32 protein-coding genes are annotated in these 20,726 nt (G+C 39.6%); 27 read left to right on the top strand and 5 right to left on the bottom strand.

Annotated elements, in window-relative coordinates:
• The first annotated feature begins 1 nt into the window (after position 1).
• From recN to L6410_RS08420, 7 genes are all read left to right on the top strand, one after another.
• Entirely contained in the window at positions 2-1,660 is a 1,659-nt protein-coding gene (gene recN, locus L6410_RS08450; RefSeq protein ID WP_172016429.1) for a DNA repair protein RecN, read from the top strand.
• Between the two features lie 130 nt (positions 1,661-1,790).
• A complete protein-coding gene (locus tag L6410_RS08445) occupies positions 1,791-2,441 on the top strand; it encodes an HD domain-containing protein (RefSeq protein ID WP_237395319.1) in 651 nt (216 codons plus the stop codon).
• A 243-nt stretch (positions 2,442-2,684) separates the two neighbouring features.
• A complete protein-coding gene (locus L6410_RS08440) occupies positions 2,685-3,065 on the top strand; it encodes a hypothetical protein (RefSeq protein ID WP_024392460.1) in 381 nt (126 codons plus the stop codon).
• 147 nt (positions 3,066-3,212) lie between these two features.
• The gene (locus tag L6410_RS08435) at positions 3,213-4,046 is read left to right on the top strand and encodes a DegV family protein (RefSeq protein ID WP_024392461.1); all 834 of its coding nucleotides are present in this window, start codon (positions 3,213-3,215) and stop codon (positions 4,044-4,046) included.
• Entirely contained in the window at positions 4,039-4,875 is an 837-nt protein-coding gene (locus L6410_RS08430; protein ID WP_024392462.1) for an SGNH/GDSL hydrolase family protein, read from the top strand. Before L6410_RS08435 ends, L6410_RS08430 begins: the two co-directional genes overlap by 8 nt.
• Positions 4,844-5,443, top strand: a complete 600-nt coding sequence (locus L6410_RS08425; RefSeq protein ID WP_024392463.1) for a YpmS family protein — start codon at positions 4,844-4,846, stop codon at positions 5,441-5,443. The genes L6410_RS08430 and L6410_RS08425 overlap by 32 nt, the downstream gene beginning before the upstream one ends.
• An 83-nt stretch (positions 5,444-5,526) precedes the next feature.
• Positions 5,527-5,802 (top strand): HU family DNA-binding protein, encoded by a 276-nt coding sequence (locus tag L6410_RS08420; RefSeq protein ID WP_024385016.1) that lies wholly within the window; start codon positions 5,527-5,529, stop codon positions 5,800-5,802.
• 89 nt (positions 5,803-5,891) lie between these two features.
• Here L6410_RS08420 and L6410_RS08415 read toward each other — a convergent pair whose 3' ends face one another.
• The 3 genes from L6410_RS08415 to L6410_RS08405 all read right to left on the bottom strand — a co-directional run bounded on the left by L6410_RS08415 (position 5,892) and on the right by L6410_RS08405 (position 8,811).
• Entirely contained in the window at positions 5,892-7,034 is a 1,143-nt protein-coding gene (locus tag L6410_RS08415; RefSeq protein ID WP_237395318.1) for a tyrosine-type recombinase/integrase, read from the bottom strand.
• Between the two features lie 237 nt (positions 7,035-7,271).
• Positions 7,272-8,081, bottom strand: coding sequence for a MazF family toxin-antitoxin system (locus tag L6410_RS08410; RefSeq protein ID WP_044669109.1), 810 nt, complete (start codon positions 8,079-8,081; stop codon positions 7,272-7,274).
• Between the two features lie 7 nt (positions 8,082-8,088).
• Positions 8,089-8,811: an XRE family transcriptional regulator gene (locus tag L6410_RS08405; RefSeq protein ID WP_237395317.1), complete on the bottom strand. Its 723-nt coding sequence runs from the start codon at positions 8,809-8,811 to the stop codon at positions 8,089-8,091.
• A gap of 187 nt (positions 8,812-8,998) precedes the next feature.
• On the opposite strand from L6410_RS08405, the gene L6410_RS08400 reads away from it, so the two are divergent.
• Together L6410_RS08400 and L6410_RS08395 are read left to right on the top strand one after the other, a co-directional pair.
• The gene (locus L6410_RS08400) at positions 8,999-9,205 is read left to right on the top strand and encodes a hypothetical protein (protein WP_023371190.1); all 207 of its coding nucleotides are present in this window, start codon (positions 8,999-9,001) and stop codon (positions 9,203-9,205) included.
• A gap of 53 nt (positions 9,206-9,258) precedes the next feature.
• On the top strand, positions 9,259-9,495 hold the full coding sequence (locus L6410_RS08395; protein WP_237396800.1) for a hypothetical protein: 237 nt from the start codon (positions 9,259-9,261) through the stop codon (positions 9,493-9,495).
• Here the strand turns inward: L6410_RS08395 and L6410_RS08390 are convergent.
• Complete coding sequence (locus L6410_RS08390; RefSeq protein ID WP_105140106.1) at positions 9,488-10,207, bottom strand: hypothetical protein; 720 nt, start codon at positions 10,205-10,207, stop codon at positions 9,488-9,490. The genes L6410_RS08395 and L6410_RS08390 overlap by 8 nt on opposite strands.
• A 197-nt stretch (positions 10,208-10,404) precedes the next feature.
• A complete protein-coding gene (locus L6410_RS08385; protein ID WP_105128986.1) occupies positions 10,405-10,572 on the bottom strand; it encodes a YjzC family protein in 168 nt (55 codons plus the stop codon).
• 223 nt (positions 10,573-10,795) lie between these two features.
• Here L6410_RS08385 and L6410_RS08380 point away from each other — a divergent pair, with 223 nt between their 5' ends.
• From L6410_RS08380 to L6410_RS08295, 18 genes are all read left to right on the top strand, one after another.
• Positions 10,796-10,990 carry a helix-turn-helix domain-containing protein gene (locus L6410_RS08380; protein WP_105136755.1) on the top strand — a complete coding sequence of 65 codons (195 nt, stop codon included), beginning with the start codon at positions 10,796-10,798 and terminating at the stop codon, positions 10,988-10,990.
• A 79-nt stretch (positions 10,991-11,069) separates the two neighbouring features.
• Positions 11,070-11,381 carry a hypothetical protein gene (locus tag L6410_RS08375; RefSeq protein ID WP_044770788.1) on the top strand — a complete coding sequence of 104 codons (312 nt, stop codon included), beginning with the start codon at positions 11,070-11,072 and terminating at the stop codon, positions 11,379-11,381.
• 1 nt (position 11,382) lies between these two features.
• Positions 11,383-11,667, top strand: coding sequence for a hypothetical protein (locus L6410_RS08370; RefSeq protein WP_105136782.1), 285 nt, complete (start codon positions 11,383-11,385; stop codon positions 11,665-11,667).
• Entirely contained in the window at positions 11,660-11,890 is a 231-nt protein-coding gene (locus tag L6410_RS08365; protein ID WP_044768155.1) for a hypothetical protein, read from the top strand. Before L6410_RS08370 ends, L6410_RS08365 begins: the two co-directional genes overlap by 8 nt.
• A complete protein-coding gene (locus L6410_RS08360; protein ID WP_237395316.1) occupies positions 11,883-12,107 on the top strand; it encodes a hypothetical protein in 225 nt (74 codons plus the stop codon). The genes L6410_RS08365 and L6410_RS08360 overlap by 8 nt, the downstream gene beginning before the upstream one ends.
• Positions 12,108-12,110: 3 nt before the next feature.
• Positions 12,111-12,707 (top strand): HNH endonuclease signature motif containing protein, encoded by a 597-nt coding sequence (locus tag L6410_RS08355; RefSeq protein WP_237395315.1) that lies wholly within the window; start codon positions 12,111-12,113, stop codon positions 12,705-12,707.
• Entirely contained in the window at positions 12,691-13,170 is a 480-nt protein-coding gene (locus L6410_RS08350; protein WP_237395314.1) for a siphovirus Gp157 family protein, read from the top strand. The genes L6410_RS08355 and L6410_RS08350 overlap by 17 nt, the downstream gene beginning before the upstream one ends.
• Positions 13,170-13,634, top strand: a complete 465-nt coding sequence (locus L6410_RS08345) for a hypothetical protein (RefSeq protein WP_336381748.1) — start codon at positions 13,170-13,172, stop codon at positions 13,632-13,634. Before L6410_RS08350 ends, L6410_RS08345 begins: the two co-directional genes overlap by 1 nt.
• Positions 13,603-14,775 carry a DEAD/DEAH box helicase family protein gene (locus L6410_RS08340; RefSeq protein WP_237395312.1) on the top strand — a complete coding sequence of 391 codons (1,173 nt, stop codon included), beginning with the start codon at positions 13,603-13,605 and terminating at the stop codon, positions 14,773-14,775. Before L6410_RS08345 ends, L6410_RS08340 begins: the two co-directional genes overlap by 32 nt.
• Positions 14,776-14,793: 18 nt before the next feature.
• On the top strand, positions 14,794-15,114 hold the full coding sequence (locus tag L6410_RS08335; RefSeq protein WP_237395311.1) for a hypothetical protein: 321 nt from the start codon (positions 14,794-14,796) through the stop codon (positions 15,112-15,114).
• Between the two features lie 9 nt (positions 15,115-15,123).
• Complete coding sequence (locus L6410_RS08330) at positions 15,124-15,822, top strand: ERF family protein (protein WP_237395310.1); 699 nt, start codon at positions 15,124-15,126, stop codon at positions 15,820-15,822.
• A 94-nt stretch (positions 15,823-15,916) separates the two neighbouring features.
• Positions 15,917-16,213 (top strand): hypothetical protein, encoded by a 297-nt coding sequence (locus L6410_RS08325; protein WP_105140114.1) that lies wholly within the window; start codon positions 15,917-15,919, stop codon positions 16,211-16,213.
• On the top strand, positions 16,210-16,608 hold the full coding sequence (gene ssb / locus L6410_RS08320) for a single-stranded DNA-binding protein (RefSeq protein ID WP_105140115.1): 399 nt from the start codon (positions 16,210-16,212) through the stop codon (positions 16,606-16,608). The genes L6410_RS08325 and ssb overlap by 4 nt, the downstream gene beginning before the upstream one ends.
• Before the next feature lie 10 nt (positions 16,609-16,618).
• Positions 16,619-17,446, top strand: a complete 828-nt coding sequence (locus L6410_RS08315) for a bifunctional DNA primase/polymerase (RefSeq protein ID WP_105140116.1) — start codon at positions 16,619-16,621, stop codon at positions 17,444-17,446.
• The gene (locus tag L6410_RS08310) at positions 17,430-18,809 is read left to right on the top strand and encodes a virulence-associated E family protein (RefSeq protein ID WP_237395309.1); all 1,380 of its coding nucleotides are present in this window, start codon (positions 17,430-17,432) and stop codon (positions 18,807-18,809) included. The genes L6410_RS08315 and L6410_RS08310 overlap by 17 nt, the downstream gene beginning before the upstream one ends.
• A 377-nt stretch (positions 18,810-19,186) precedes the next feature.
• Complete coding sequence (locus L6410_RS08305) at positions 19,187-19,342, top strand: DUF7204 family protein (RefSeq protein WP_237395308.1); 156 nt, start codon at positions 19,187-19,189, stop codon at positions 19,340-19,342.
• A complete protein-coding gene (locus tag L6410_RS08300) occupies positions 19,339-19,647 on the top strand; it encodes a DUF1372 family protein (RefSeq protein ID WP_237395307.1) in 309 nt (102 codons plus the stop codon). The genes L6410_RS08305 and L6410_RS08300 overlap by 4 nt, the downstream gene beginning before the upstream one ends.
• Positions 19,648-19,870: 223 nt before the next feature.
• Positions 19,871-20,719, top strand: a complete 849-nt coding sequence (locus L6410_RS08295; protein WP_105140118.1) for a prohibitin family protein — start codon at positions 19,871-19,873, stop codon at positions 20,717-20,719.
• The last annotated feature ends 7 nt before the right edge of the window (positions 20,720-20,726 follow it).

Raw genomic sequence — 20,726 nt, 5'->3', positions numbered from 1 at the left:
CATGTTACTAGAGGTTTCGATAAAAAATTTCGCGATTATTGAGCATGTTTCATTGAATTTTGAAACAGGCATGACCATCTTGTCTGGTGAAACTGGTGCTGGGAAGTCCATTATTATTGATGCGATGAATTTGATGCTGGGTGCGCGTGCAACGACTGATGTGATTCGACATGGAGCTCCAAAGGCTGAAATTGAAGGGTTGTTTTCGTTTGAAAATAGCAGAGCAGTGAAGCAGATTTTGACTGACCAAGGGATTGAAGTGGCAGATGAGTTGATTATTCGCCGCGAAATCCTTCAAAATGGGCGTTCCGTTAGCCGTGTAAATGGGCAAATGGTAAACCTATCTGTTTTGAAGCAAATTGGCCAACATTTAGTAGATATCCATGGTCAGCACGACCAAGAAGAACTCATGAAAGCCCAATACCATATTCAACTGCTGGATAGTTTCGGGGATGATGAGTTTTGGAATTTAAAAGAAGACTATCAAACACAATTTGAGGCCTATCGTCAACTGAGAAAGAGAGTTGCTGAGAAGCGTAAGAACGAGGAAGAGCATAAGGCTCGGATCGAAATGCTGGAGTACCAAATTGCCGAAATCGAGGTGGCTAATTTAGCGGTGGGTGAAGATAGACAACTTCAACAGGAGCGGGATAAGCTATTGAACCACAAACAGATTGCGGATACCTTGGCTAATTCCTATGCTCTTTTGGATAATGAAGAATTTTCTAGCTTAAATAATCTACGTTCGGCTATGAGCGATTTACAAAGTTTGGAAGAATTTGATCCGGAATATAAATTGCTCTCTACAAGTTTGACGGAAGCCTATTATGTTGTGGAAGATGTGGCAAAACGGTTAAGTGATATTGTTGATGCTTTGGATTTTGATGGCAACCGACTCCTACAACTGGAGAGCCGTCTGGACTTGCTCAACACGATTACCAAAAAATATGGTGGAACAGTTGATGATGTTTTAGCCTATTTTGAAAAAATTACTGAAGAATACAATCTCTTGACGGGAAATACTGTTTCTGATGAAGATCTTGAAAATCACGTCAAGTTATTGGAAAAAGATGTGATTTCCTTGGCCAACCAATTAAGCTCAGCCAGACATGATTTGGCTCAACAATTAGAGTCTGTTATTCGTCAAGAATTGCAGGATCTTTATATGGATAAAGCCCAATTTCAGGTTCGATTTACGAAAGGGAAGTTTAATAGCGAAGGAAATGAAGCTATAGAATTTTATATTTCTACAAACCCTGGTGAAGATTTTAAACCACTGGTGAGAGTGGCATCAGGTGGAGAGCTGTCTCGATTGATGTTGGCTATCAAATCTGCCTTTGCTCGCAAAGAAGGCAAAACCTCCATTGTTTTTGATGAGGTTGATACAGGGGTATCCGGTCGTGTGGCACAGGCTATTGCCCAAAAAATCCATAAAATTGGGCAATTTGGCCAAGTGTTGGCTATTTCACATTTACCACAAGTTATTGCTATTGCTGATTACCAATTCTACATTGAAAAAGTATCGGATGACCATTCTACGGTCTCAAGGGTTCGTTTGCTCAGTCCTGAAGAACGAATTGAAGAAATTGCGAAGATGTTGGCAGGAGATAGGGTAACAGATGCTGCAAGAGAGCAGGCAAAGCAACTACTAAATAAGTAATGGATGGAAAAAAATATATCTGAATGTATTCGCTTTCAGAGCAATTCAAATGACTATATTTTCATTTATGTTTTCATTAACATAATAGGGGCTGGATGGGAATTCCAGTCTCTTTTTGGAGAAGGAAGTTATGGATCAGACACAAATTGTACAAAACGTCGCAAAATATGTTGAAGAAAAAATGACCGGGGAAGGTAGTGGCCATGATTGGTGGCACATTGTCCGAGTTCGAAATATGGCTGAGCGAATAGCAGAAGCGGAAGGTGGAAATCTATTTATCTGTCAGATAGCGGCCTTGGTACATGACTTAGCTGATGATAAATTAGTTGATGATGAGAAACAAGCATTGGAAGACATTCGTCAGCTACTAGCTCATCAAGGTTGTTCCGAGTCTGATATTGAAGCGATTATGGATATTATTCAAAATATGTCCTTTAAAGGTGGCAAAGCTCATCAGAGGCCCCTTAGTTTAGAAGGTAAGATTGTACAAGATGCTGACCGCTTGGATGCGATAGGTGCAATAGGAATTGCTCGGACAATGGCTTACTCTGGCAATAAGAATCGGGTGATTCATAATCCAAATTTGAAGGTGCGTGAGGATATGACGGTAGAAGAATATCGTTCTACTAATGGCTCTGCTATTACCCATTTTTATGAAAAACTACTGAAGTTAAAAGACTTGATGAATACAGAGACGGGGAAAAAACTAGCTCGAGGCCGCCATGATTTTCTGGAACTGTATTTGCAACAATTTTATCAGGAGTGGGATGGAAAACGTTAACTTGTTGATAGGTTGAGAATGACATTTTGGCGTTATAAAATACAAAAAAAATGAATAAAAACGCTTTACAAAGATATAAAAATGTAATAAAATATGTGTAAAAGATACTTGAGTCAATTTTTATCTAAAATGAGATGGAGTTTCATTAGAGGAATCTTAACAAAATGGAGTTTCTTCCTCTTAAAACTGAGCGTGCAAAAGGCAATTATGCCATGAATATAAAACAGATAGAAGGTGAGCTGGATGAAACGATTGGAACTTTTCTTTGTACTCTTACTCAGTGTAAGTTTGTTTTTACCGTTCGCTAGTGCTGTGGACACAGCCAATTTAACAGTAGTTCAAATAACTGGTTGGAAGTTTTTTAGCCAATATCCAATTGTGACAATTCTTACGGTCATTCTATTTTTGCTTCTAACCTTCCAGCTTATCCATTCCAAAATAGTCAATTCTTTGTTGACTCTCTTTCTTGGAATTCTTGTTATCTATCTTTACAGTATTCCTTTAGGAGAGTTTGCTCAGTTGTCAAAAGAGTTGTTACAACAATTGCCAGTTGGTTATTATGCAAGTGCTTTGCTGGTATTTGTGATGGGAGCATTAACGATTCATAAAACATTTTTCCGCTAGATATCTTGTGATTTTTCATGATATGACGACTAAAAACACTCTTTATTCGAGTATTTAGTCGTCATTTTCGTTTCCTCCTAGTTCATTTTTACTACAAGATTTGATATAATAGAAACAATAATTTGATGAGAAATGTAGGAAAAGATTATGTCAACAGTCAAGATTGTAACGGATTCGAGCACCACTATTGAACCGCAACTGGTGGAAGAATTAGGGATTACGGTAGTGCCATTATCTGTCATGATAGACGGAGTTTTGTACTCAGATAGCAATTTGAAAGAAGGCGAATTTCTTAACTTGATGAGAAATTCAAAAAATTTGCCCAAGACTAGTCAGCCACCGGTTGGTTTATTTGCAGAGACGTTTTCAGACTTGGCAAAAGATGGTAGTCAGATTATTGCAATTGTTTTGTCACATGCATTATCCGGTACTGTTGAAGCAGCTCGTCAAGGAGGAGTCCTTTCAGGAGTAGATGTGACAGTTGTCGACTCAACGTTTACTGACCAAGCCGCTAAGTTCCAAGTTGTTGAAGCAGCTCGTCTTGCAAAAGAGGGAGCCAGTAAAGAAGAAATTCTTGCAGCTGTTGAAAGAGTGCGGACAAAAACTGAGCTCTATATTGGTGTCTCCACTCTTGAAAACTTGGTAAAAGGTGGTAGAATTGGTCGTGTTACAGGACTAATCAGTTCATTGCTTAACATTCGTGTGATTATGGAAATGAAAAACCATCAGCTAGAGCCTGTTGTTAAGGGACGTGGAGCAAAAACGTTTAAAAAATGGCTCGATGAATTTATCAATAAGATTGCGGATCAGAAAATTGCTGAAATTGGTATTTCCTATGCAGGTGGCCCAGAGTTTGCTAATGAAATGAAAGAAAAATTACAGCCCTATGTTCAAGCTCCCATTTCAGTTTTAGAAACAGGTTCTATCATTCAGACCCATACAGGGGAAGATGCTTGGGCCATTCTAGTGCACTATGAATAATCGAAAAATTATTCAGGCCCTTGTTTTCTTTTTTCTGAGTTTATTGCTTTCTATTTTTCTCGCAAATTTGGTAATTCCAAAGGCTAGTTCAAAGTTGACTGCAGAAGATAGTACAATAGTTGAACAACCATCCCTTTACTATCTTGCCTTAGGTGATTCGTTGACAGAAGGAGTTGGTGATACAACTGGTCAGGGAGGTTTTGCTACTTTACTAGCAAACTCATTTACAAATGAGTTTGGTTATCAGGTGACCTACCAAAATTTTGGTATTTCAGGCAATACTAGTAGCCAGATTTACAAGCGAATGAAAGAGGACTCAGATTTAGCAGAAGCATTAAAAGACGCAGATGTGATGACCCTTACTGTTGGTGGCAATGATTTGCGGAAGGTTATATTAAAAAATATTACCAATTTGGATGTCTCAACTTTTGATAAACCAGCAACAGAGTATGGTAAACGGCTTGAACAGATTATTCGCCGTGCTCGTGAAAACAATCCCAACCTTCCTATTTATGTTATCGGAATTTATAATCCCTTCTATTTGAATTTTCCGGAACTGACAGATATGCAATTGGTTGTGGATAAATGGAATCAAGAAACAGAATCACGAACTCGGAAATTCTCAGGGGTTTACTTTGTGCCTATCAATGATTTATTGTATAAGGGCTTAGAAGGAGAACAAGGTATTAGTGTGAATACTTCTAAGATAGCAAATAATTTACTATATGGGGAAGACAGTTTTCACCCTAATAACACGGGATATGAAATTATAAAGCAAGCAGTAATGGAGAAAATTCGTGCCACAAAAGAAGAATGGAAAAATAAATAGTTGGAAATGGCTTTTTTTAATCCTACTTGCTATGGTTTTAGGAACAAGTATTGTTGTAATCAGTCGTTTGGAGAGTAAGCGTGAGGATTTAACAAAGTTAGTTCCAACAAATAGTGAAGATGCAAAGGTTGGTCGTTTTGAGACCAATAAGGACCAGCTAAATGCTACCATTGCTGAGTATTTGAAAGAGTATCAAACAGACACTTTTCAATACAAGGTTTATTTGACAAGTCAGTTAGCGATTTTTGAAGGCGATTATCAGCTTCTGGGGATGGATATTCCCTTGTATATCTACTTTTTTCCCAGTCGTTTAGAAGACGGTAGTATTTCTTTAGCAGTACAAGAAATATCAGCAGGGACCCTTTCATTACCAAAAGGAGAAGTGTTAACCTATCTTCAAAAAAACTATAAACTACCTGATATTGTAAAAATAGATGCTGAAAACGCGACGATTCAGATTCAACTACCTGCTATTGAGAATAAATTTGGACTTTATGGAAAAGTGAATACGATTGATTTATACAATGACCAGATCGTTATTGATATCTATAGAAAAGTGCAAAGATGATAGAAAAAACTTGACCAAATGCCCAAAATTAGGTACTATATTAAGGTGAGTAAAAACTCGAAAACAATTGGAGGACTTAGCAAATGGCTAATAAACAAGATTTGATTGCAAAAGTTGCAGAAGCAACTTCATTGACTAAAAAAGATTCAGCAGCAGCTGTTGATGCTGTATTTGGAGCAGTAGCTGACTACCTCGCAGCTGGTGAAAAAGTACAATTAATCGGTTTCGGTAACTTTGAAGTTCGTGAGCGTTCAGCACGTAAAGGTCGCAACCCACAAACAGGTAAAGAAATCGAAATCGCAGCTTCAAAAGTTCCAGCATTCAAAGCTGGTAAAGCTCTTAAAGACGCTGTAAAATAATTTAACGTGAAAAAGCCCGTCATATCAAGCTTTTCTAGCTTGTTCGACGGGCTGTTTTCTGTGTTTTGGGGCATTTTTGGGGCATAAAATCAGTATTTTTCCATGATTTCAGCGACATTTGCCTTGAGTTTCTTTGTGACATGGGTGTAAATTTGGGTTGTAGTCTTAGCATCTGCATGTCCCACACGGTCCATGATGGCTTTCAAGGGAACTCTATTTTCTGCTAGACGGCTGACAAGGGTATGGCGAAAGATGTGGCTGGTCAAGTTTTTCTGTATAGGTTTTTCAAGTCGCTGATTTGCCTTCTTCAAGGCTAGGTTGAAAGAGTTGGTTTGTATAGGTACGCCATTCTTGGTTGTAAAGATGTAGCCCATATCCCGATAACGTGGGTTGGTATTTTTTTCTAGCTCATTCATGAACTCCAATTCCTCTATAATTTCCATTTCCCGTTTGGTCATAAATGTTTCACGATAGGAAGCGTTGGTTTTTGGGGTCGTTTTCTCACCGTTACGATAGCCTTCAGTATGGTCGTAGGTACCGTGTAATTGTAAAATCTTGGTCTCAAAATCACGGTTTTCTGGCTCAAGACTGACCGCTTCACCAATACGGCAGCCATTTAGGCTCATAAATTCTGCTAGTAATGCAGCTCGGTATGTGCTAGGTCGCCTGAACAATTCTTTCAGCAGGGGCTTGATTTCATCTTCCTCAAGATATTTTTCTTCAATTTTTTTCCAGTCTTCCAAGGTCTTTTTAATCCGTGGAAGTTTGGCCCGTCTAGAAGGATTGTCTTTGATGATGTCCAAGTCAACTGCATAATCAAAAGCAAGGTTCAACATGGATTTGGTACGCTCTTTCTTGTTCCTGGAGCAATCCAGGTTGTCTAGGTAATTTTGGACGTATTTTGGGTCAATATTGACTACTTTGATATCCAGACCAAAACTGTCTCTGATTTCCTTAATATTGCCCTTCAGAGAAGCGATTGAAGTGCGTTTGATTTCTTGCTGGTAGAAAGTCCACCATTGGTCGAAAAGGTCTGTAAATAGCATTTCAGAGCTTTTCAGCTTGCTTAGGGTATCTGCTATCTTTGCATCCAGTATTTTCTGGGCCTCTTTTCTGATCCGTGGAGTATCTTTCTCCATGAGGACGGATTTCCTTTTCCATTTTTGCGTATAAGGGTCACGGTATCTTTCAACAAAATTCACTTTTCCGGATTCATGTGCTTCTGGCCACATTGATTTTACCTCATTTCTGTGTTAAAATGGGTATAGTAAAGAGGCCTACTGTAAAGCAGGTTTTTTACTATATCGTATTCGCCCTACGCTCGGACCGTCCAAAGTTGAGCGTGGGGATTTTTTGTGTTCAAATCATAAAAAGCACCTATACAAAGTACAGGTGCTTACAGTGGAGTTAAATGCTCCAAAATAATGTTTCAATGGTAGTAGGTACTACCAAGATTTACCTGTATTATATCACTCTTTGTTTTCTTTGTCAAATTTTATCCACTTGCCAGAAAGAAGTTGCTTAGCAAGTGCTCTATCAATATCGTCCATAACTTCTTTGGATAAAGTGATTCTACCGATGGGGTCGAGGTCATTGATTGGCTTAGCTATTTTAAGTTTGCTAACTGATGTAATAGAATCTACTTTAGCATACGATACTTTATCATAGTTAGCATAGCGAGTTTTTAGTGAAGTAATCTTATCAGTATCAGCCTGAAGCCATTTTCTAATGGTATCAATTTCTACTGGGATGAATTTCCCTTCTGGGTCATGACGATTATAGTAGTCTAACCATAGTCTAGTTTGTTCAGTATCTTCATTTGGTCGATAAATATAGCCTCCTTCTGGCAAATTGAAACTTGATAGTTCAATAGCATCTGTCAACTTAAAGAGTTCTTTGATTTTATTAACGGCCGTCTCATTTTCGTTCATTATCCCCGAAAAGACAGCTTTCCCGATTGAGATATTATTTTTTCCGTTTTTAGAAGTTAAGGGTAGTACTGTTAATTTTCCATTGTTTGGGTGATCTTTCTTATCTAGGACTATTCCAAAGTGAGAATTTGAAAATTCTGTTCCTGTATTTGTCCCAAAATGGATAAAGACGATAGTTCCTCTTTTGTATCGATTATATTTCTGAGGTCTGTTGAGGTTTTCAGTCCGAAAAATCTTAGCTCTCGTTATCTCTGATTTTGCCAGATAATTGAATTTCGGATTATGTGGGTGATTTGCAATTTTTAGCAGTATATCTCTTGCTGCTGTCAGTTGTCGTTTGTTATCCATTTTCCTCCTATCCCCTATAAATATCCACCACTTCACCAATGGTTCTGATATCGTCGTCTTCGTTCAAGTAGATTTCTTCATAGCTATTGTTTAGGCTCTGTAGGTACCAGCGTCCGTCATAGTCACGTTTAAGTTTCTTAACAAAGTTCTTACCGTTGATTTGAAAAATGCCGATGTCGTTGATTTCCACCTTACTTGTCACATTGATAAAGAGTAAATCATTATCTTTTATCATTGGCTCCATGGAGTCGCCTGCCACTTTTGCGATTGTATCGTATTTTTCTGGGACATCGCTTGCTCGAAGTCTTACTTCCATGTGGAGATTGTCCTCTTGGAATGTGCCATGACCTGCTGCAACCAATCCTTCGACATAGTCAGTGATGTAATCTTCGGAATCCTCACGAACTTCAAAGATTGATGTAACCTTATTCTGTTCTTCCAACTGTACCTCGGCATAGTCGAGGACTTTTTCTTGTCTAGTTGGTTCGAGCTTGTTGTAAATCTCGAGAATTTCAGATTGTTCGATGTTGTTATCTAGCAATACCGAAAAAATATCAGGTTTTATTCCAAGTGCTGTACAAATTCTTAAAACATTATCAACGTTTGAATTAAGAATCCCTCTGTTTAAAATTGAATTTATAGTGGATGCGGGCATATCAATTTTTAGTGAAAATTGACGAACGCTACCGTATCTTCTTTCTATAAGTTCACGTAAATTTTGTTCATCCATAATTGACTCCTTTTCTACATTGTAACACACGATTTTTCGTTTGTCTAACAAAAATAAACGAAAAAATATTTAATTTATTATTGACAATGAACGAAAAATAGTTTATACTCTAATCAAGCTCACGAAAGAGCTTAAAAAAATAAAACTTTAAACGAATTTTCGTTCATTATTTTAGAAAGGAGTGCATATGCTGAATATTGATAGCGTACGCAGAGAAAAAAATATCGCAATCGTCGATATCGCTGACTTTTTAGAAGTTCGTGCACAAACTGTTAGTGATAAGATTAAGGGACGTTATCCATTTACTTTTAACGAAGCATTGGAAATTCAGCGACATTTTTTCCCTGAGTATGAATTAGGGTATTTGTTTAGCGAAGCAGTCTCAACTGCTTAATATTTTTAATTACATGAACGAAAATTCGTTCAAAATATAGAAAGGAGAAGGGGATGAATGAGCTAGAAAGAACAGCCCTCAATGAAATACTGAGGACTGTGACTCATATAGCTGAGAGGGTGGATAGACTTGAAGAACAGTTATCTCCACATCTTACAGAAACGGATAAAAAAGAGGTTATGGCATTGATTAGTGATGCACTTTCGAAAGGAAGAGGCGTCTCTGACAGTAATCTTGACGGTCTCAAAAATAGGCCAAAGATTCATCAGGGGATAGAAGGTGTTAGATAAACAAATTTTCTAATTTCTTTAGCTCTAGATGATATTCGGGAGAAATATGGCTATAAGCCTTGTCGAAAAAGGTATTTAAGTCAGAGACTACATAGAGTTCTGACAGTTTGCGACACTCTGCTAGAAAACTGGGTCTTTCTTGAAATACTGGCAGTATCATTGCAGCTATGTAAGTGTTTATCTTGCGATTTGTTGGATTAACTTTTAAGTAGTCTAAAGGTAATTGTTTTAGATTTACAGGTTCGCTTTCTTGAAATTGCAATTCGCTGTACTCAAGCGTGAATTCAGAAAAACCTTGAATGAGAGGATTTGTTGATCTAGACCACTCTTGGGCAAAGCCTTGAAGAAAGAGGTGAGAAGACACTTCGGCCAACACTTCTTCAAGCCAAAACATCGGCGTATTATACGGCGATTTATAGTAAGCGTGTAATAGTTCATGCCCCAACTGGTAAATGACTTGAGAATGCTCATTGATTTCTTGCATGTGCAAGAAAATCAAGTTGTCATCTGGAAAGGATACAGGGCAGTCAATAAATGGAGCGAAGATAATTGCTAAGTTTTCATCTTTAAAATTGGGGAAAATGTCTTGAGCAGTATTTGCTAGATAATCAAATACAGCTGAGTGCAGAGCGGAGCTAAACGGCTCTGGTAATTCATTGATTGATTGAAAAAACATTTTCCAATTTGTTTCAGGCACAATATACTTTTTCACGCTAGTTCTCCAATCGTTTTTATTTTAATTATAGCAAATTTTAAAGAACTAGAAAGGAGAAGGGATGTTACATCACTACATAACAAAGTACACAGAGAACAATCAGAGGTATTCTGAGAGCTGGATACAAATCAATATTTTCGGCAAGTGTTTCTGTCTATGGAAAAAGCGTATCAAAATTTGACACGCTCTATAGGTTATTGTTTGACCCAGTTTCGACCAGGTTCTTGAGTAGGTGGTAAGCGATCACCTTTGTCGATGTGTACCACACGTCCGCCAGAAACTTGTCCACCACGAGGACCAACTTCTTGATATGTCCCAGCAGGTTGATTGTCAGTTCCTGGTTTGATTAGGTTTTTACTCATATCGTTTCTCCTTTCATTAATATTTAACGCACAGGAGAAAATCACTTGATTTGGTAGTTAAAGTTGGATTTATTTTCCTGATTGTCATGGGTAAATTATATATCAAAAACATGCTTTTGTCAATATATAGTGTGGAAAGACATAAATATACACTATATGTAGTGTATAAGTCTTTATAAGCGTTAAAACTAATTTTATAAATATTGGTAAGGAGTAAAACAATATGTTGTGGAAAAATATCGAACGAATTTTGGCTGAAAAAAATTTAACAGTCTATAAGCTTTGTCTGCTTGCTGGAGTCGGCACAGCTCAGATCTACAATCTGCGTGATGGCAGGGTCAAAGATTTGCATTTTGAAACAGTAAAAAAAATCGCCAAGGCTCTTGATGTGAGCCTGGACGAATTAGCAAAAAGCTAATAAAAATAGCCCCATGACAAAGGTCAGGAGCTTACCAAAAATTTCACTTAAATTATATCACAGAAAGGAATGAATTGCTATGCCAAAAGCAGAATTAGTCTACAGACCGGCTAAACAGTCTGAAAAGGCAGAAGCTGGTGACTATGAGCACCTTTGTCAAATTTGGGAAGGTTTAACAGTCGGAACGGCTAAAGTTTGGGCGGCAGAAATGCGTGAGCATCCGGACTTCAGACAATACATTGAAAATCCAACTCACAGAATTGTCTTTATTAACTACGAAGGTTTCCGATTGTTTATCAAGTGGAAAAGTCGCAATCGATACAGACCGAAGAAAGAAACATTGGCAGAAATGCTTGAAAATATCAAACGAGAAAAACAGTTAGGAGCTTAGAATGACAGAAAATATTTTTACAGCCATAGGAGCATGTGCAGTATTTGCCATTCCGTGCGTAGTGGTTGCAGCGATTGATTACAGGAATGCGGAAAAGCAACGCAAGGAACGTGAAGCTAGACTACTAAGAGAACAGCTGACAGCGTTGGCATGTGAACGTGCAGTTGAAGCTGATCGCTTAGCCTGGAAGAACAGAGTTAGACAGTCACTTGCAAGCTGGGAACCAATCAAGTTTGCTGATGAGGTACCAACTAGGAAGGTTAGAAAGTGGGGTAGACATGCTTAGTAAGTTTTTTAGAACAAATCAAGTCGACAGCTATGGCATTGACCTACCAGCTAAAACAATTGATCGACTTGAACGTGAAAATGCCATTCTTCGTGGCATGGTAAATGATCTTGATAAAGAAAATTGTGAATACAGACGAGTCAATCAACAATTGGTTGATGAAAATGCACGACTACAACGTATTGCAGAAAAAGAAGAAATTTTAGGAGGTGCCTATGGTTAGAAATAAAATGTCAAACCTAGCCGATACCTTATTCGCTCAATTGGAATATTTGGATGATAGGGAACTCTCGGAAAATGAACTGCAGATCGAAATTGAACGGTCAAAAGCCATGGTTTCAGTGGCTGGTCAAATTGTTTCGGTTGGCAAGTTAGCCATTGATGCGAAAAAATTAGAGTCAGAAACAGGTCTTAATCCTGGTATTGCTCTGTTGGAGTAGCTTATGGGAAGGAAAATCTATACAGACGAAATTAAGGCCTTTATTTTTAAAAATTACAAGGGCAAGACATCTCAAGAGGTTGCAAATTTAGTGAATGGACATTTCGGAACATCTTTTACAGCACTTCAGATAAAACGTTTCCGCGGAAACCACAAATTAAATTCGGGACTAACAGGTCACTTTCCGAAAGGGAATGAACCGTACAACAAAGGAAAAAAATTTCCGAATATGCCACCAAATAGTGGTCAATTTAAAAAAGGTAACAGGCCGCATGGTTATCAACCTGTAGGGACAATCAACATGACCACAGATGGCTATTTGAAGGTTAAAATTGCTGATCCGAATGTCTGGGAAAGGGTACACCTGCAGGTTTGGAGAGAACATCATGGTCCAGTCCCAAAGGGATGTATCATCGTTTTTTTGGATGGCGACAAAACCAATGTTGATATCTCAAACCTAGTTTGCGTTACCCGAGCTGACCTTGCTCAAATGAATAAGAATAGGTATTTTGATAACGATGCAGACACTACTAAAGCTGCAATTGGGATGGTACAACTACAAAGAAAGGTAAAGGAAATTACAAATGGCAACACTATATGAACTAACCGGAATCTTTAAGCAAATTGCAGAAATGGAAGGTATTGATGAAGAAACCAAGCTGGATACGCTTGAGTCTATTGACTGGACGGAACAATTTGAAGAAAAGGTTGAAAACACCGTCAAGGTCATCAAGAACAAAGAAGCTGATGTGGATCAACTCAAAGAAGAAATCGACCGCTTAACCAAACGAAAAAAATCTATTGAAAATGACATCACACGACTCAAAACAGGTCTACAAGGTGCATTTGAAATCACTGGACATGAAAAAGTTAAGACTTTGCTATTTACCGTGAGCTTGGCCAACAATCAACCATCTGTGGTTGTAGATGAAGATCTGCTGCCTAAGAAATATTTTATTCAAACATTGAAACCAGACAAGACAGCTATCAAAGAGTTGCTGAAAGCTGGTAAGAAGGTCAAGGGTGCAGTGTTGCAAGAAAGTAGAAGTTTGAGGATTAGATGATGAAGATACTTTCAATCGATCCATCAAGTAACCGAATTGAAACATCTACAACAGGAATAGTCTTGCTGGATAATGCAGGTCTAGTGAGCTATTGGATAGTTCCGTTCGGTGCTAGAAATTTCAGTAAATGGTTCCGTGAAGTAGGTCGTGACCTGGAATACGATGTTGCCATCGTGGAAGAATACCAGGTACGTGACAATGATTATTCTCGAGACAACTCAGTCGCTGAAACCGTGGAAGCTGTTCAAGCGTGCTTTCCAAACGTGGAACTTGTTCGCAACGCTGGCTATGTGTCAGACATTCCTGATCAGTTGCTTAGGGAGCTTGGTCTTTGGACTTTTGACAAATCACATCATCAGGATGTGAGGGCGGCGGCTCGATTGGCACTATTCTGGGCACAGAGAAAAGACATCGAGGAGGTTATTCAAGACATTGGAAATCGAATTACGCAAATGGCAAGCTGAGGCCGTAAAACGGAGCGATCGCGATTGCCTAGGTATCTTTTTAGAGGGATTAGGCGGTCGCGGGAAGACTATTTGTGCCTTTGAGATCGCCAAGCATAAGGGTGCCAAGAAGGTCTTGGTCCTGAACAATCGGCTATCTATACTGAATGGCTGGATTGACACTCACAACAAGCTCTACTCACAAGACTTCCAGCTGGAAGCTATGACAGATAAGCGAATGCAGAATATCGTAGCAAGCGGTGTGGTCCTAGAGTTTGATGTTTTAATCGTCGACGAGTGGCAGAATATGTCCAGCGAGGCTAACTATAAAGCTTACAAAAAAATCCGACGTGGATACTCAATAGGGCTGTCCGCAACTCCAATCAGAAAGAAGGGTCAAAACTTCTATCCGCTGGAAAAGACAATCTTTGGTCAGGCAGAGCCAAACAACAAATTTGATTGGCAGAAGCAGCATGGCAAGATGAAATACGACCGTTTCAGCTACTCGAAGGAGAAGTGGGAAGACTTCCGTGACTATGAAAGTTATGTATCAGGATTGCCAAATTTCTTCCGTTGGGAAGAGATTGAGGAAATCGAAGGAGCAGAGGAGAACAACGGTTTTGAAGTTATCTTTGAGCCAATGTGGTGCCTACCTGCCAATCCTGATGAATTAAACCAACTGCGACGGCTGAACATCGTCGGAAAGAATGGTAAGTATGCTATGGCCAAGCAGTCATTTGGTCGAAAGACTTTCGAGAGGTATCTGACCCAGACAGGTTTTGATGTGGATTTTCCAAAGATTAAAGCAGTCAATGCAGATACACCAATGCTATTGCAGTTAGATCTTCTCTTGGCCAAGCAATCGGAAATGTTAATTGTCAGCAAGTCCAAGCAGATCGTTGAGGTTATCTATGAACGGCATCCTGAAATCGGTATTTGGACTGGCGATAAGAAAGAAGGGCATGATAGGATCAACATGGTCGCTACTAGCCAAGTATTAGGAGTTGGGGTCGATGGGCTCCAGCACCGTTTTAAAACAATTGTAGTTCTGGATCCGTCCCAGCCTAGTGACGGAGATTACGATGACTATCGGCAACTTCTTTGGCGGATTACTGGTAGCCGTCAGCAGCACGACGTTAGGGTCGTAGAATTTTATTTTTAAAACAAAAGGAGTAAAAAAATGAAAATTTCAAACAAGTTAATCGTATTGCGTGAGAAAGAAAAGGGCTATTTTATGTCAGAAATCAAAAATAATCCCCATTCACTTGCAACGAAAGCAGGTTTTGTAGAAGAAATCCGTGGTGCCCTATCACTTCCATATGAGTATTATTTGAAACAAAAATCCGAAATTAAAGCTCTTGCGAAAATTCACGATTGTGAAATCATCTTGGTAGATGCTGAGTACACACTTACTTATCCCAATGGAGAAGAGGTTTCTAATATTATTTCTAAAGAAGAAAATTTATTTGAAGAATTGATGGAAGCATTCAAACAATTTTAAGGAGAATACATGACAGTAAAAGAATCGCCAATATTTGCAACCCTGTGCAGTATTCAGACAGAGCTGGTTGCACCGAAAGGACAGTACAATTCTTTCGGAAAATACAACTATCGTAGTGCAGAGGATATTTTGGAGGCACTAAAGCCTTTACTCAAAAAGCATGATGCATCCCTGGTATTAAATGACGATATCGAACAGATTGGGGACCGCTACTATGTTCGTGCTACAGTAACATTATTTGCATGTGGCAGTTCAATCAGTGCCCAAGCGTCAGCAAGGGAAGAAGATACAAAGAAAGGTATGGATGGCAGCCAGATCACCGGAACTGCATCCAGTTACGCTCGAAAATATGCTCTTAACGGGTTGTTTGCCATTGATGATAACAAGGATCCTGATACTGGCGAATATGCGAACCAGACTGGTAAGCAAGCACAAGCTCAGAAACCAGCGCAAAGTAAGCCTACATCAAATCCGAAACAGAACCAGAACGCATCTGGCAGTGTTAAGTACATCACGGGAGCCCAAGCGAAGAAGCTACGTGAAGACATCAAGAATATTGCGGAGGCTTCAGGCGGTCCGGTTAATACCGTTGGAGTGTGGTTCATTGGCCAGCTGGGCGTGGATAAAATCGAAAGTATTCCAGCTGACCGTTTGAAAGAAGCACAGGATCTGATTGTAAAAACTAAGAAAGCGAAAGGGATTGAATGATGATAATTGAAACTTTGAAAGAATTTGGAATGGCTGTACTTTGGTTATTCCTTGGCTATCTGCTCGGTGAGCGTAACAAGAAAGGAAGCGAGTAATGGGTTATACGGAACTTGGGCGAAAACGTCCAATCAAAATTCAAGGTGATACCTATGACGAAATCTTGATTTACAAATATAAAGGCGAAGTTTGGGGCGTGTGTTATAAAGGCTGCGAGATTGATGGCGTTTATAATTACACAAAAAAAGATTTCTATTGGTCGAGAATCTTTGGAATGACATTGAAAGAAATTGTTAAGAAAGTCATTCAACCATTAAAAAGATCTTTTCCAGGAGATTACTCAATGATTGATGAACATTTGGTAAGAAAGGCATTGAAGGTGGATAAATTATGATTAACAACGTAGTATTGGTAGGACGCATGACTCGTGATGCAGAACTTCGTTACACTCCGTCAAACCAGGCTGTTGCGACTTTTACCTTGGCTGTCAATCGCAACTTCAAAAACCAAGATGGGGAGCGTGAAGCAGATTTCATCAACTGTGTCATTTGGCGTCAGCAAGCCGAAAACTTGGCTAACTGGGCTAAAAAGGGTGCTTTGATTGGAATTACAGGTCGCATTCAGACTCGTAGCTATGACAACCAACAAGGGCAACGTGTCTACGTTACTGAGGTAGTTGCAGAAAGTTTCCAACTCTTGGAAAGCCGTGGACAACAGTCGAATTATCAAGACGGCTCATTTGGAAATTCAAGTCCTATGGATATCCAAGACGAAGATTTGCCGTTCTAGGAGGTGCTAGATGGGAATGAAGAAAGCGGCTTTGGCTTATCAGAAAAAGGGCTTTTCTGTAATTCCTATAAGCCCTTCTAATAAGCAACCGATGATAAAATTTGCTGATAAACCGGCTATGACCGCGCAAGAGATTGAAGATTTTTGGAATCAGTATCCGGATAGTAATATCGCTGTCCGGACTGATAAATTCTTCGTAATCGACATCGACTTGCACGGCAAACATAATGGATATGAGAGTCTGGCCAATTGGGAACATCTTAACTTACTTACCCCGACGCTGCAGGCGAAGACTGCCAGCGGTGGCAAGCATATCTTTTACTTTAAGCATCCGGATGTGTCCATGACACAGATGATTGGTTTTCTTCCTGGAGTGGATGTCAAAGCTCATCCAAATAATTATGTTCTGGTCGCTCCCTCAAAAACACCTAAAGGGGAGTATGCCTGGGACTTGGAAAAGTCGAAAGAAGGCGGGACCATGGTCACTGCTAGTCGAGCGCTAGTCATGGCAATTAAGCAAGAGTATCTGAAAAAGAACAACCGGAGCGAACTTGATGACATTTATTATCAAATTCGGAATGGTGCTGGCAAACGAAATCGGACCACGGAGGTCTTTGAAATGATTGTCAAAGGCTTTGGTGAGGAAGGTAGTCGAAACGATACGGCAGCCAAATTTGCTGGGACATTATTGGCCAGAAGTGTTGACCCAAACTGTGTTTTGGAATTGGCACGGATTGCGAATAATAATTCTGCTGATCCACTAAGCGATAGAGAGTTAAGTCGGACGGTAGATAGTATGATACAAAAACACATGAGGGGAGGTGGCAGTGATTGGTGATGTTGTAAATATCTCTGTCAAGCAGTTTACCAGGACGAAAAAAAAGGTACTGGATGAAAACGGAGAAAAGGTTGAGATTGATGCCATTGTCGCAGACAGCCCTCGAAATGTGCTGTTGGCCATGAAGAGTGATAACAAGCTCAATGACTTCCTTCGGCACAACGAATTTACTGGTGAGCATGAGATTGTGGCCGATGTCAAATTGGATGCTATCAGCATGAGGAAAGGTCAGCTGCCATCTGCATTTGAATCTTATCTCAGTGTTTACCTGGAAAATCATTTCAAGGTTGTGTTCAAGACCAGGGCTTTGCAAGATGGTATTGAGGCATTCTTTGCAGAAAAAACCTATAATCCTGTTCAGGAATACATGGAACATGCCTATGACAGTTGGGACCACAAGGAACGTCTGAATCAAGTCTTCCAGACCTGGCTAGGTGCTGAGGACAGCATCTATGTCCAGAAAATAGCGGAGATGTTTTTCGTCGGGGCTGTGTCCAAGGTCTTCAATCCATGGGTAAAGTTTGACTACACTCTAGACCTGGTCGGTGGGCAGGGTGCTGGTAAGACAACATTCCTGCAAAAGATCGCAGTTGACTGGTACACGGATTCTGCTAAGGATTTCATGGACAAGGACAACTACGAGATCATGCTAAAATCCCTGATTGTCAATGACGACGAGATGGTGGCTAGTAGGAAGACGACGTTTGATGAGCTCAAGGCTTTTGTGACCAAGACCGATTTGACATTCCGTAGGTCCTATGGTCGTCGTGCTGAAAAGTTTCCCAAAAACTTCGTGATTGCTCGGACCAGCAACAAGGTCGAGTATCTTGGTGATAAAACTGGTGAGCGTCGTTTCCTACCGATCTTGGTGGATGCAGCTAAACAATTCGTCAAGCCATTCGACATGACGGACAATGATGTCCTGCAGTTGTGGGGTGAGGCAGTTGCAATTTACAAAAAAGGCTTCACGTTGACCTTTGACGAAGACTTCGAGGATGAGCTGGCAGTCTATAAAGAACGCTTCACTTATCGAGATGAGGCAGAAAACCAAATCTATGATTATTTGGATATGCTGGTTCCGGAAGAATGGGAAAGCATGTCCGTAGTTCAACAGCATCAGTACACATGGGCTTATTTCAACAATGGTGTGTATCGGAATGATGCCGGTTTTATTTACGAAGGTGTCAAACCGCAAGAAAGTGTGTCATCGAAGCAGATCCTGAAGAATGTTTTTGACATCGATGTTGCCAAAGGAGATAAATTAGCTCGGAAGATTAAGCTGATCATGGACAACAACCAGGATTGGGAGTACAAAGTTAAGAAGGTAAATGGCAAAGCAATTCGAGGATATTTCCGGAAATAATATGCAGAAAAAGTGATGTAACCGAAAACGTGTTTTGATGTAACTTTTAGTCAAAAGGTTACATCAAGTTACATCAAGGTTACACCAATGATGTAACCGTTGAAAAACTCAATCGTATCAAGGGTTTAAAGGTGTTTTTTTAGAAAAAAATAAAAAAGTGGTGTAACCGCCCTAAACCCTTGGTAATATTGGGTTTATAAGTCATCTCTACTGTTAGTTACATCATTTATATAAATATTTAAGTTAATAAAATTAGCAAGTGCTATAAAGCCCGGTATAATAGGATTTTTGATTTTTATAAAAAAAGTTTTTAGAAAAGTGATGTAACCTTGTAACCGTGAAATTTTATGCAAAAGAATGAATAAAAAGGAGTAAAAATGACATATACAGTAACAGTATTATTTGATCACGTGCTAGTTGACGAAACGCATTGCTTCGAAAATGAAGCTGATGCCTTGAAATGCAAAGCAGGCCTGGAAGCTAGGTATCGAGGTCAGCGGTTGTATAGTGTGAAGATGGAGGAAGTCGAGTGAAAGAAAATGATCCATTGGTTTTAGTGACTCTGTGTCTAGTCATCGCTTTGTTTGCAGCAGTAACAGAAGTAAAAGTATTGCGTGGACAAGTGAAAAGGCTGGAAGAACGTGAAACGGTTATTATTCACAAGGTTGACAATGCGGGCGTGACTATGGTTGGAAAAGTCACAGGGAAGGACATTGTTGACGGTAGGTACTATGTAGAAATCGGTGCCTACGGCAAATTCCTGGTCACAAAGGGTCAGTTTGAAACAATCAAAATCGGTGATGATATTCCGGATTACCTACAAGGAAGGGGTAGTTGATGACTTAAGGCTTTCCGACTGTTGCAGGTCGGTGGGTCATTCTGCTAAAAATAAATTAAAAAGGAGGACTCTTTTGTAGATTAAAGTTACATTATTGGGCCAATGGCAGTACGGTCAGCCACAAATAAATTAAATAGAAAGTAATTGCAAATGGTATCAGAGTCCAACTCCCTATTGTGGTACGGGTGGGGGACGAATATTACAAAATTGGAGGAATAAAACAATGTACGAAAATGAATATCAAGTAACAAAACGTCAGGTAGTAGCAGGCGCTACAATTATTGGACTTATTATTTTTGCAGTATTTTTTAGATTGACCGCGGTTGTAAAAATTCCAGCTAATACAGTCGGTGTTAAAGTCTCTGCTTTTAATGGTGTACAAGAAAAGACTTTACAGACAGGGTACCATCTGAAACTCCCATTTGCTGACAAGGTGTATAAATTACCGACATCAGTTCAGACCAAGACCATGGAAGCTATCACGACACAGACCAAGGATGGTCAGTGGTTGAATACCAATATTGATGTTAAATACAAGGTCAATAAGGCAGAGGCTATGACTGTATTTACCAACTACACAGACCTAGAAAACGTGAGTAACAGCGTTGTCGCTCCAGCGGTTCAACGGGCCATTGAATCCGTGACAGGTGAGTATGATATTTACGAAGTACTAGGGTCTAAACGTACAGAAGTTTATGGCAAGATTGACCAGAAGCTAAAAGAACGGTTCGCAGCTGACAACTTGGAGTTTGTGTCTTTCACTATCACTGACCAAGACGCTGGTGACGAGATAGAGAAGGCGATAAAAGACGAATCGGTTAAGCAGAAGCAGGTTGATTCTGCTAAGCAGGATCAAGAAAAAGTTAAAATCGAAGCGGAAACTAAAAAAATCCAAGCTCAGGCTGATGCGGATGCTGAAGTCATTAAGGCTCAAGGGCAAGCAAAAGCCAACGCTGAATTAAACAACTCTATCTCTGACAACCTCATCCGAATGAAAGAAGCTGAAGCACGTTTGGAACATGGTTGGGTTGAAGTTATCACTCAAGGGGATGTGATTACGAATCAAGAGTAACAAAAAA

Source organism: Streptococcus parasuis (assembly GCF_021654455.1).
Taxonomy (GTDB): Bacteria; Bacillota; Bacilli; order Lactobacillales; family Streptococcaceae; genus Streptococcus; species Streptococcus parasuis.
Note: the sequence above shows the minus strand (reverse complement) of the source record. Positions and strands in the feature narration are given on the sequence as shown.

Bases quoted from the DNA above. Each gene is read 5' to 3' on its own strand.
- recN (WP_172016429.1), top strand. From the start codon at position 2: ATGTTACTAGAGGTTTCGATAAAAAATTTCGCGATTATTGAGCATGTT.
- L6410_RS08445 (WP_237395319.1), top strand. From the start codon at position 1,791: ATGGATCAGACACAAATTGTACAAAACGTCGCAAAATATGTTGAAGAA.
- L6410_RS08440 (WP_024392460.1), top strand. From the start codon at position 2,685: ATGAAACGATTGGAACTTTTCTTTGTACTCTTACTCAGTGTAAGTTTG.
- L6410_RS08435 (WP_024392461.1), top strand. From the start codon at position 3,213: ATGTCAACAGTCAAGATTGTAACGGATTCGAGCACCACTATTGAACCG.
- L6410_RS08430 (WP_024392462.1), top strand. From the start codon at position 4,039: ATGAATAATCGAAAAATTATTCAGGCCCTTGTTTTCTTTTTTCTGAGT.
- L6410_RS08420 (WP_024385016.1), top strand. From the start codon at position 5,527: ATGGCTAATAAACAAGATTTGATTGCAAAAGTTGCAGAAGCAACTTCA.
- L6410_RS08415 (WP_237395318.1), bottom strand. From the start codon at position 7,034: ATGTGGCCAGAAGCACATGAATCCGGAAAAGTGAATTTTGTTGAAAGA.
- L6410_RS08410 (WP_044669109.1), bottom strand. From the start codon at position 8,081: ATGGATAACAAACGACAACTGACAGCAGCAAGAGATATACTGCTAAAA.
- L6410_RS08405 (WP_237395317.1), bottom strand. From the start codon at position 8,811: ATGGATGAACAAAATTTACGTGAACTTATAGAAAGAAGATACGGTAGC.
- L6410_RS08400 (WP_023371190.1), top strand. From the start codon at position 8,999: ATGCTGAATATTGATAGCGTACGCAGAGAAAAAAATATCGCAATCGTC.
- L6410_RS08395 (WP_237396800.1), top strand. From the start codon at position 9,259: ATGAATGAGCTAGAAAGAACAGCCCTCAATGAAATACTGAGGACTGTG.
- L6410_RS08385 (WP_105128986.1), bottom strand. From the start codon at position 10,572: ATGAGTAAAAACCTAATCAAACCAGGAACTGACAATCAACCTGCTGGG.
- L6410_RS08380 (WP_105136755.1), top strand. From the start codon at position 10,796: ATGTTGTGGAAAAATATCGAACGAATTTTGGCTGAAAAAAATTTAACA.
- L6410_RS08375 (WP_044770788.1), top strand. From the start codon at position 11,070: ATGCCAAAAGCAGAATTAGTCTACAGACCGGCTAAACAGTCTGAAAAG.
- L6410_RS08370 (WP_105136782.1), top strand. From the start codon at position 11,383: ATGACAGAAAATATTTTTACAGCCATAGGAGCATGTGCAGTATTTGCC.
- L6410_RS08365 (WP_044768155.1), top strand. From the start codon at position 11,660: ATGCTTAGTAAGTTTTTTAGAACAAATCAAGTCGACAGCTATGGCATT.
- L6410_RS08360 (WP_237395316.1), top strand. From the start codon at position 11,883: ATGGTTAGAAATAAAATGTCAAACCTAGCCGATACCTTATTCGCTCAA.
- L6410_RS08355 (WP_237395315.1), top strand. From the start codon at position 12,111: ATGGGAAGGAAAATCTATACAGACGAAATTAAGGCCTTTATTTTTAAA.
- L6410_RS08350 (WP_237395314.1), top strand. From the start codon at position 12,691: ATGGCAACACTATATGAACTAACCGGAATCTTTAAGCAAATTGCAGAA.
- L6410_RS08345 (WP_336381748.1), top strand. From the start codon at position 13,170: ATGAAGATACTTTCAATCGATCCATCAAGTAACCGAATTGAAACATCT.
- L6410_RS08335 (WP_237395311.1), top strand. From the start codon at position 14,794: ATGAAAATTTCAAACAAGTTAATCGTATTGCGTGAGAAAGAAAAGGGC.
- L6410_RS08330 (WP_237395310.1), top strand. From the start codon at position 15,124: ATGACAGTAAAAGAATCGCCAATATTTGCAACCCTGTGCAGTATTCAG.
- L6410_RS08325 (WP_105140114.1), top strand. From the start codon at position 15,917: ATGGGTTATACGGAACTTGGGCGAAAACGTCCAATCAAAATTCAAGGT.
- ssb (WP_105140115.1), top strand. From the start codon at position 16,210: ATGATTAACAACGTAGTATTGGTAGGACGCATGACTCGTGATGCAGAA.
- L6410_RS08315 (WP_105140116.1), top strand. From the start codon at position 16,619: ATGGGAATGAAGAAAGCGGCTTTGGCTTATCAGAAAAAGGGCTTTTCT.
- L6410_RS08305 (WP_237395308.1), top strand. From the start codon at position 19,187: ATGACATATACAGTAACAGTATTATTTGATCACGTGCTAGTTGACGAA.
- L6410_RS08295 (WP_105140118.1), top strand. From the start codon at position 19,871: ATGTACGAAAATGAATATCAAGTAACAAAACGTCAGGTAGTAGCAGGC.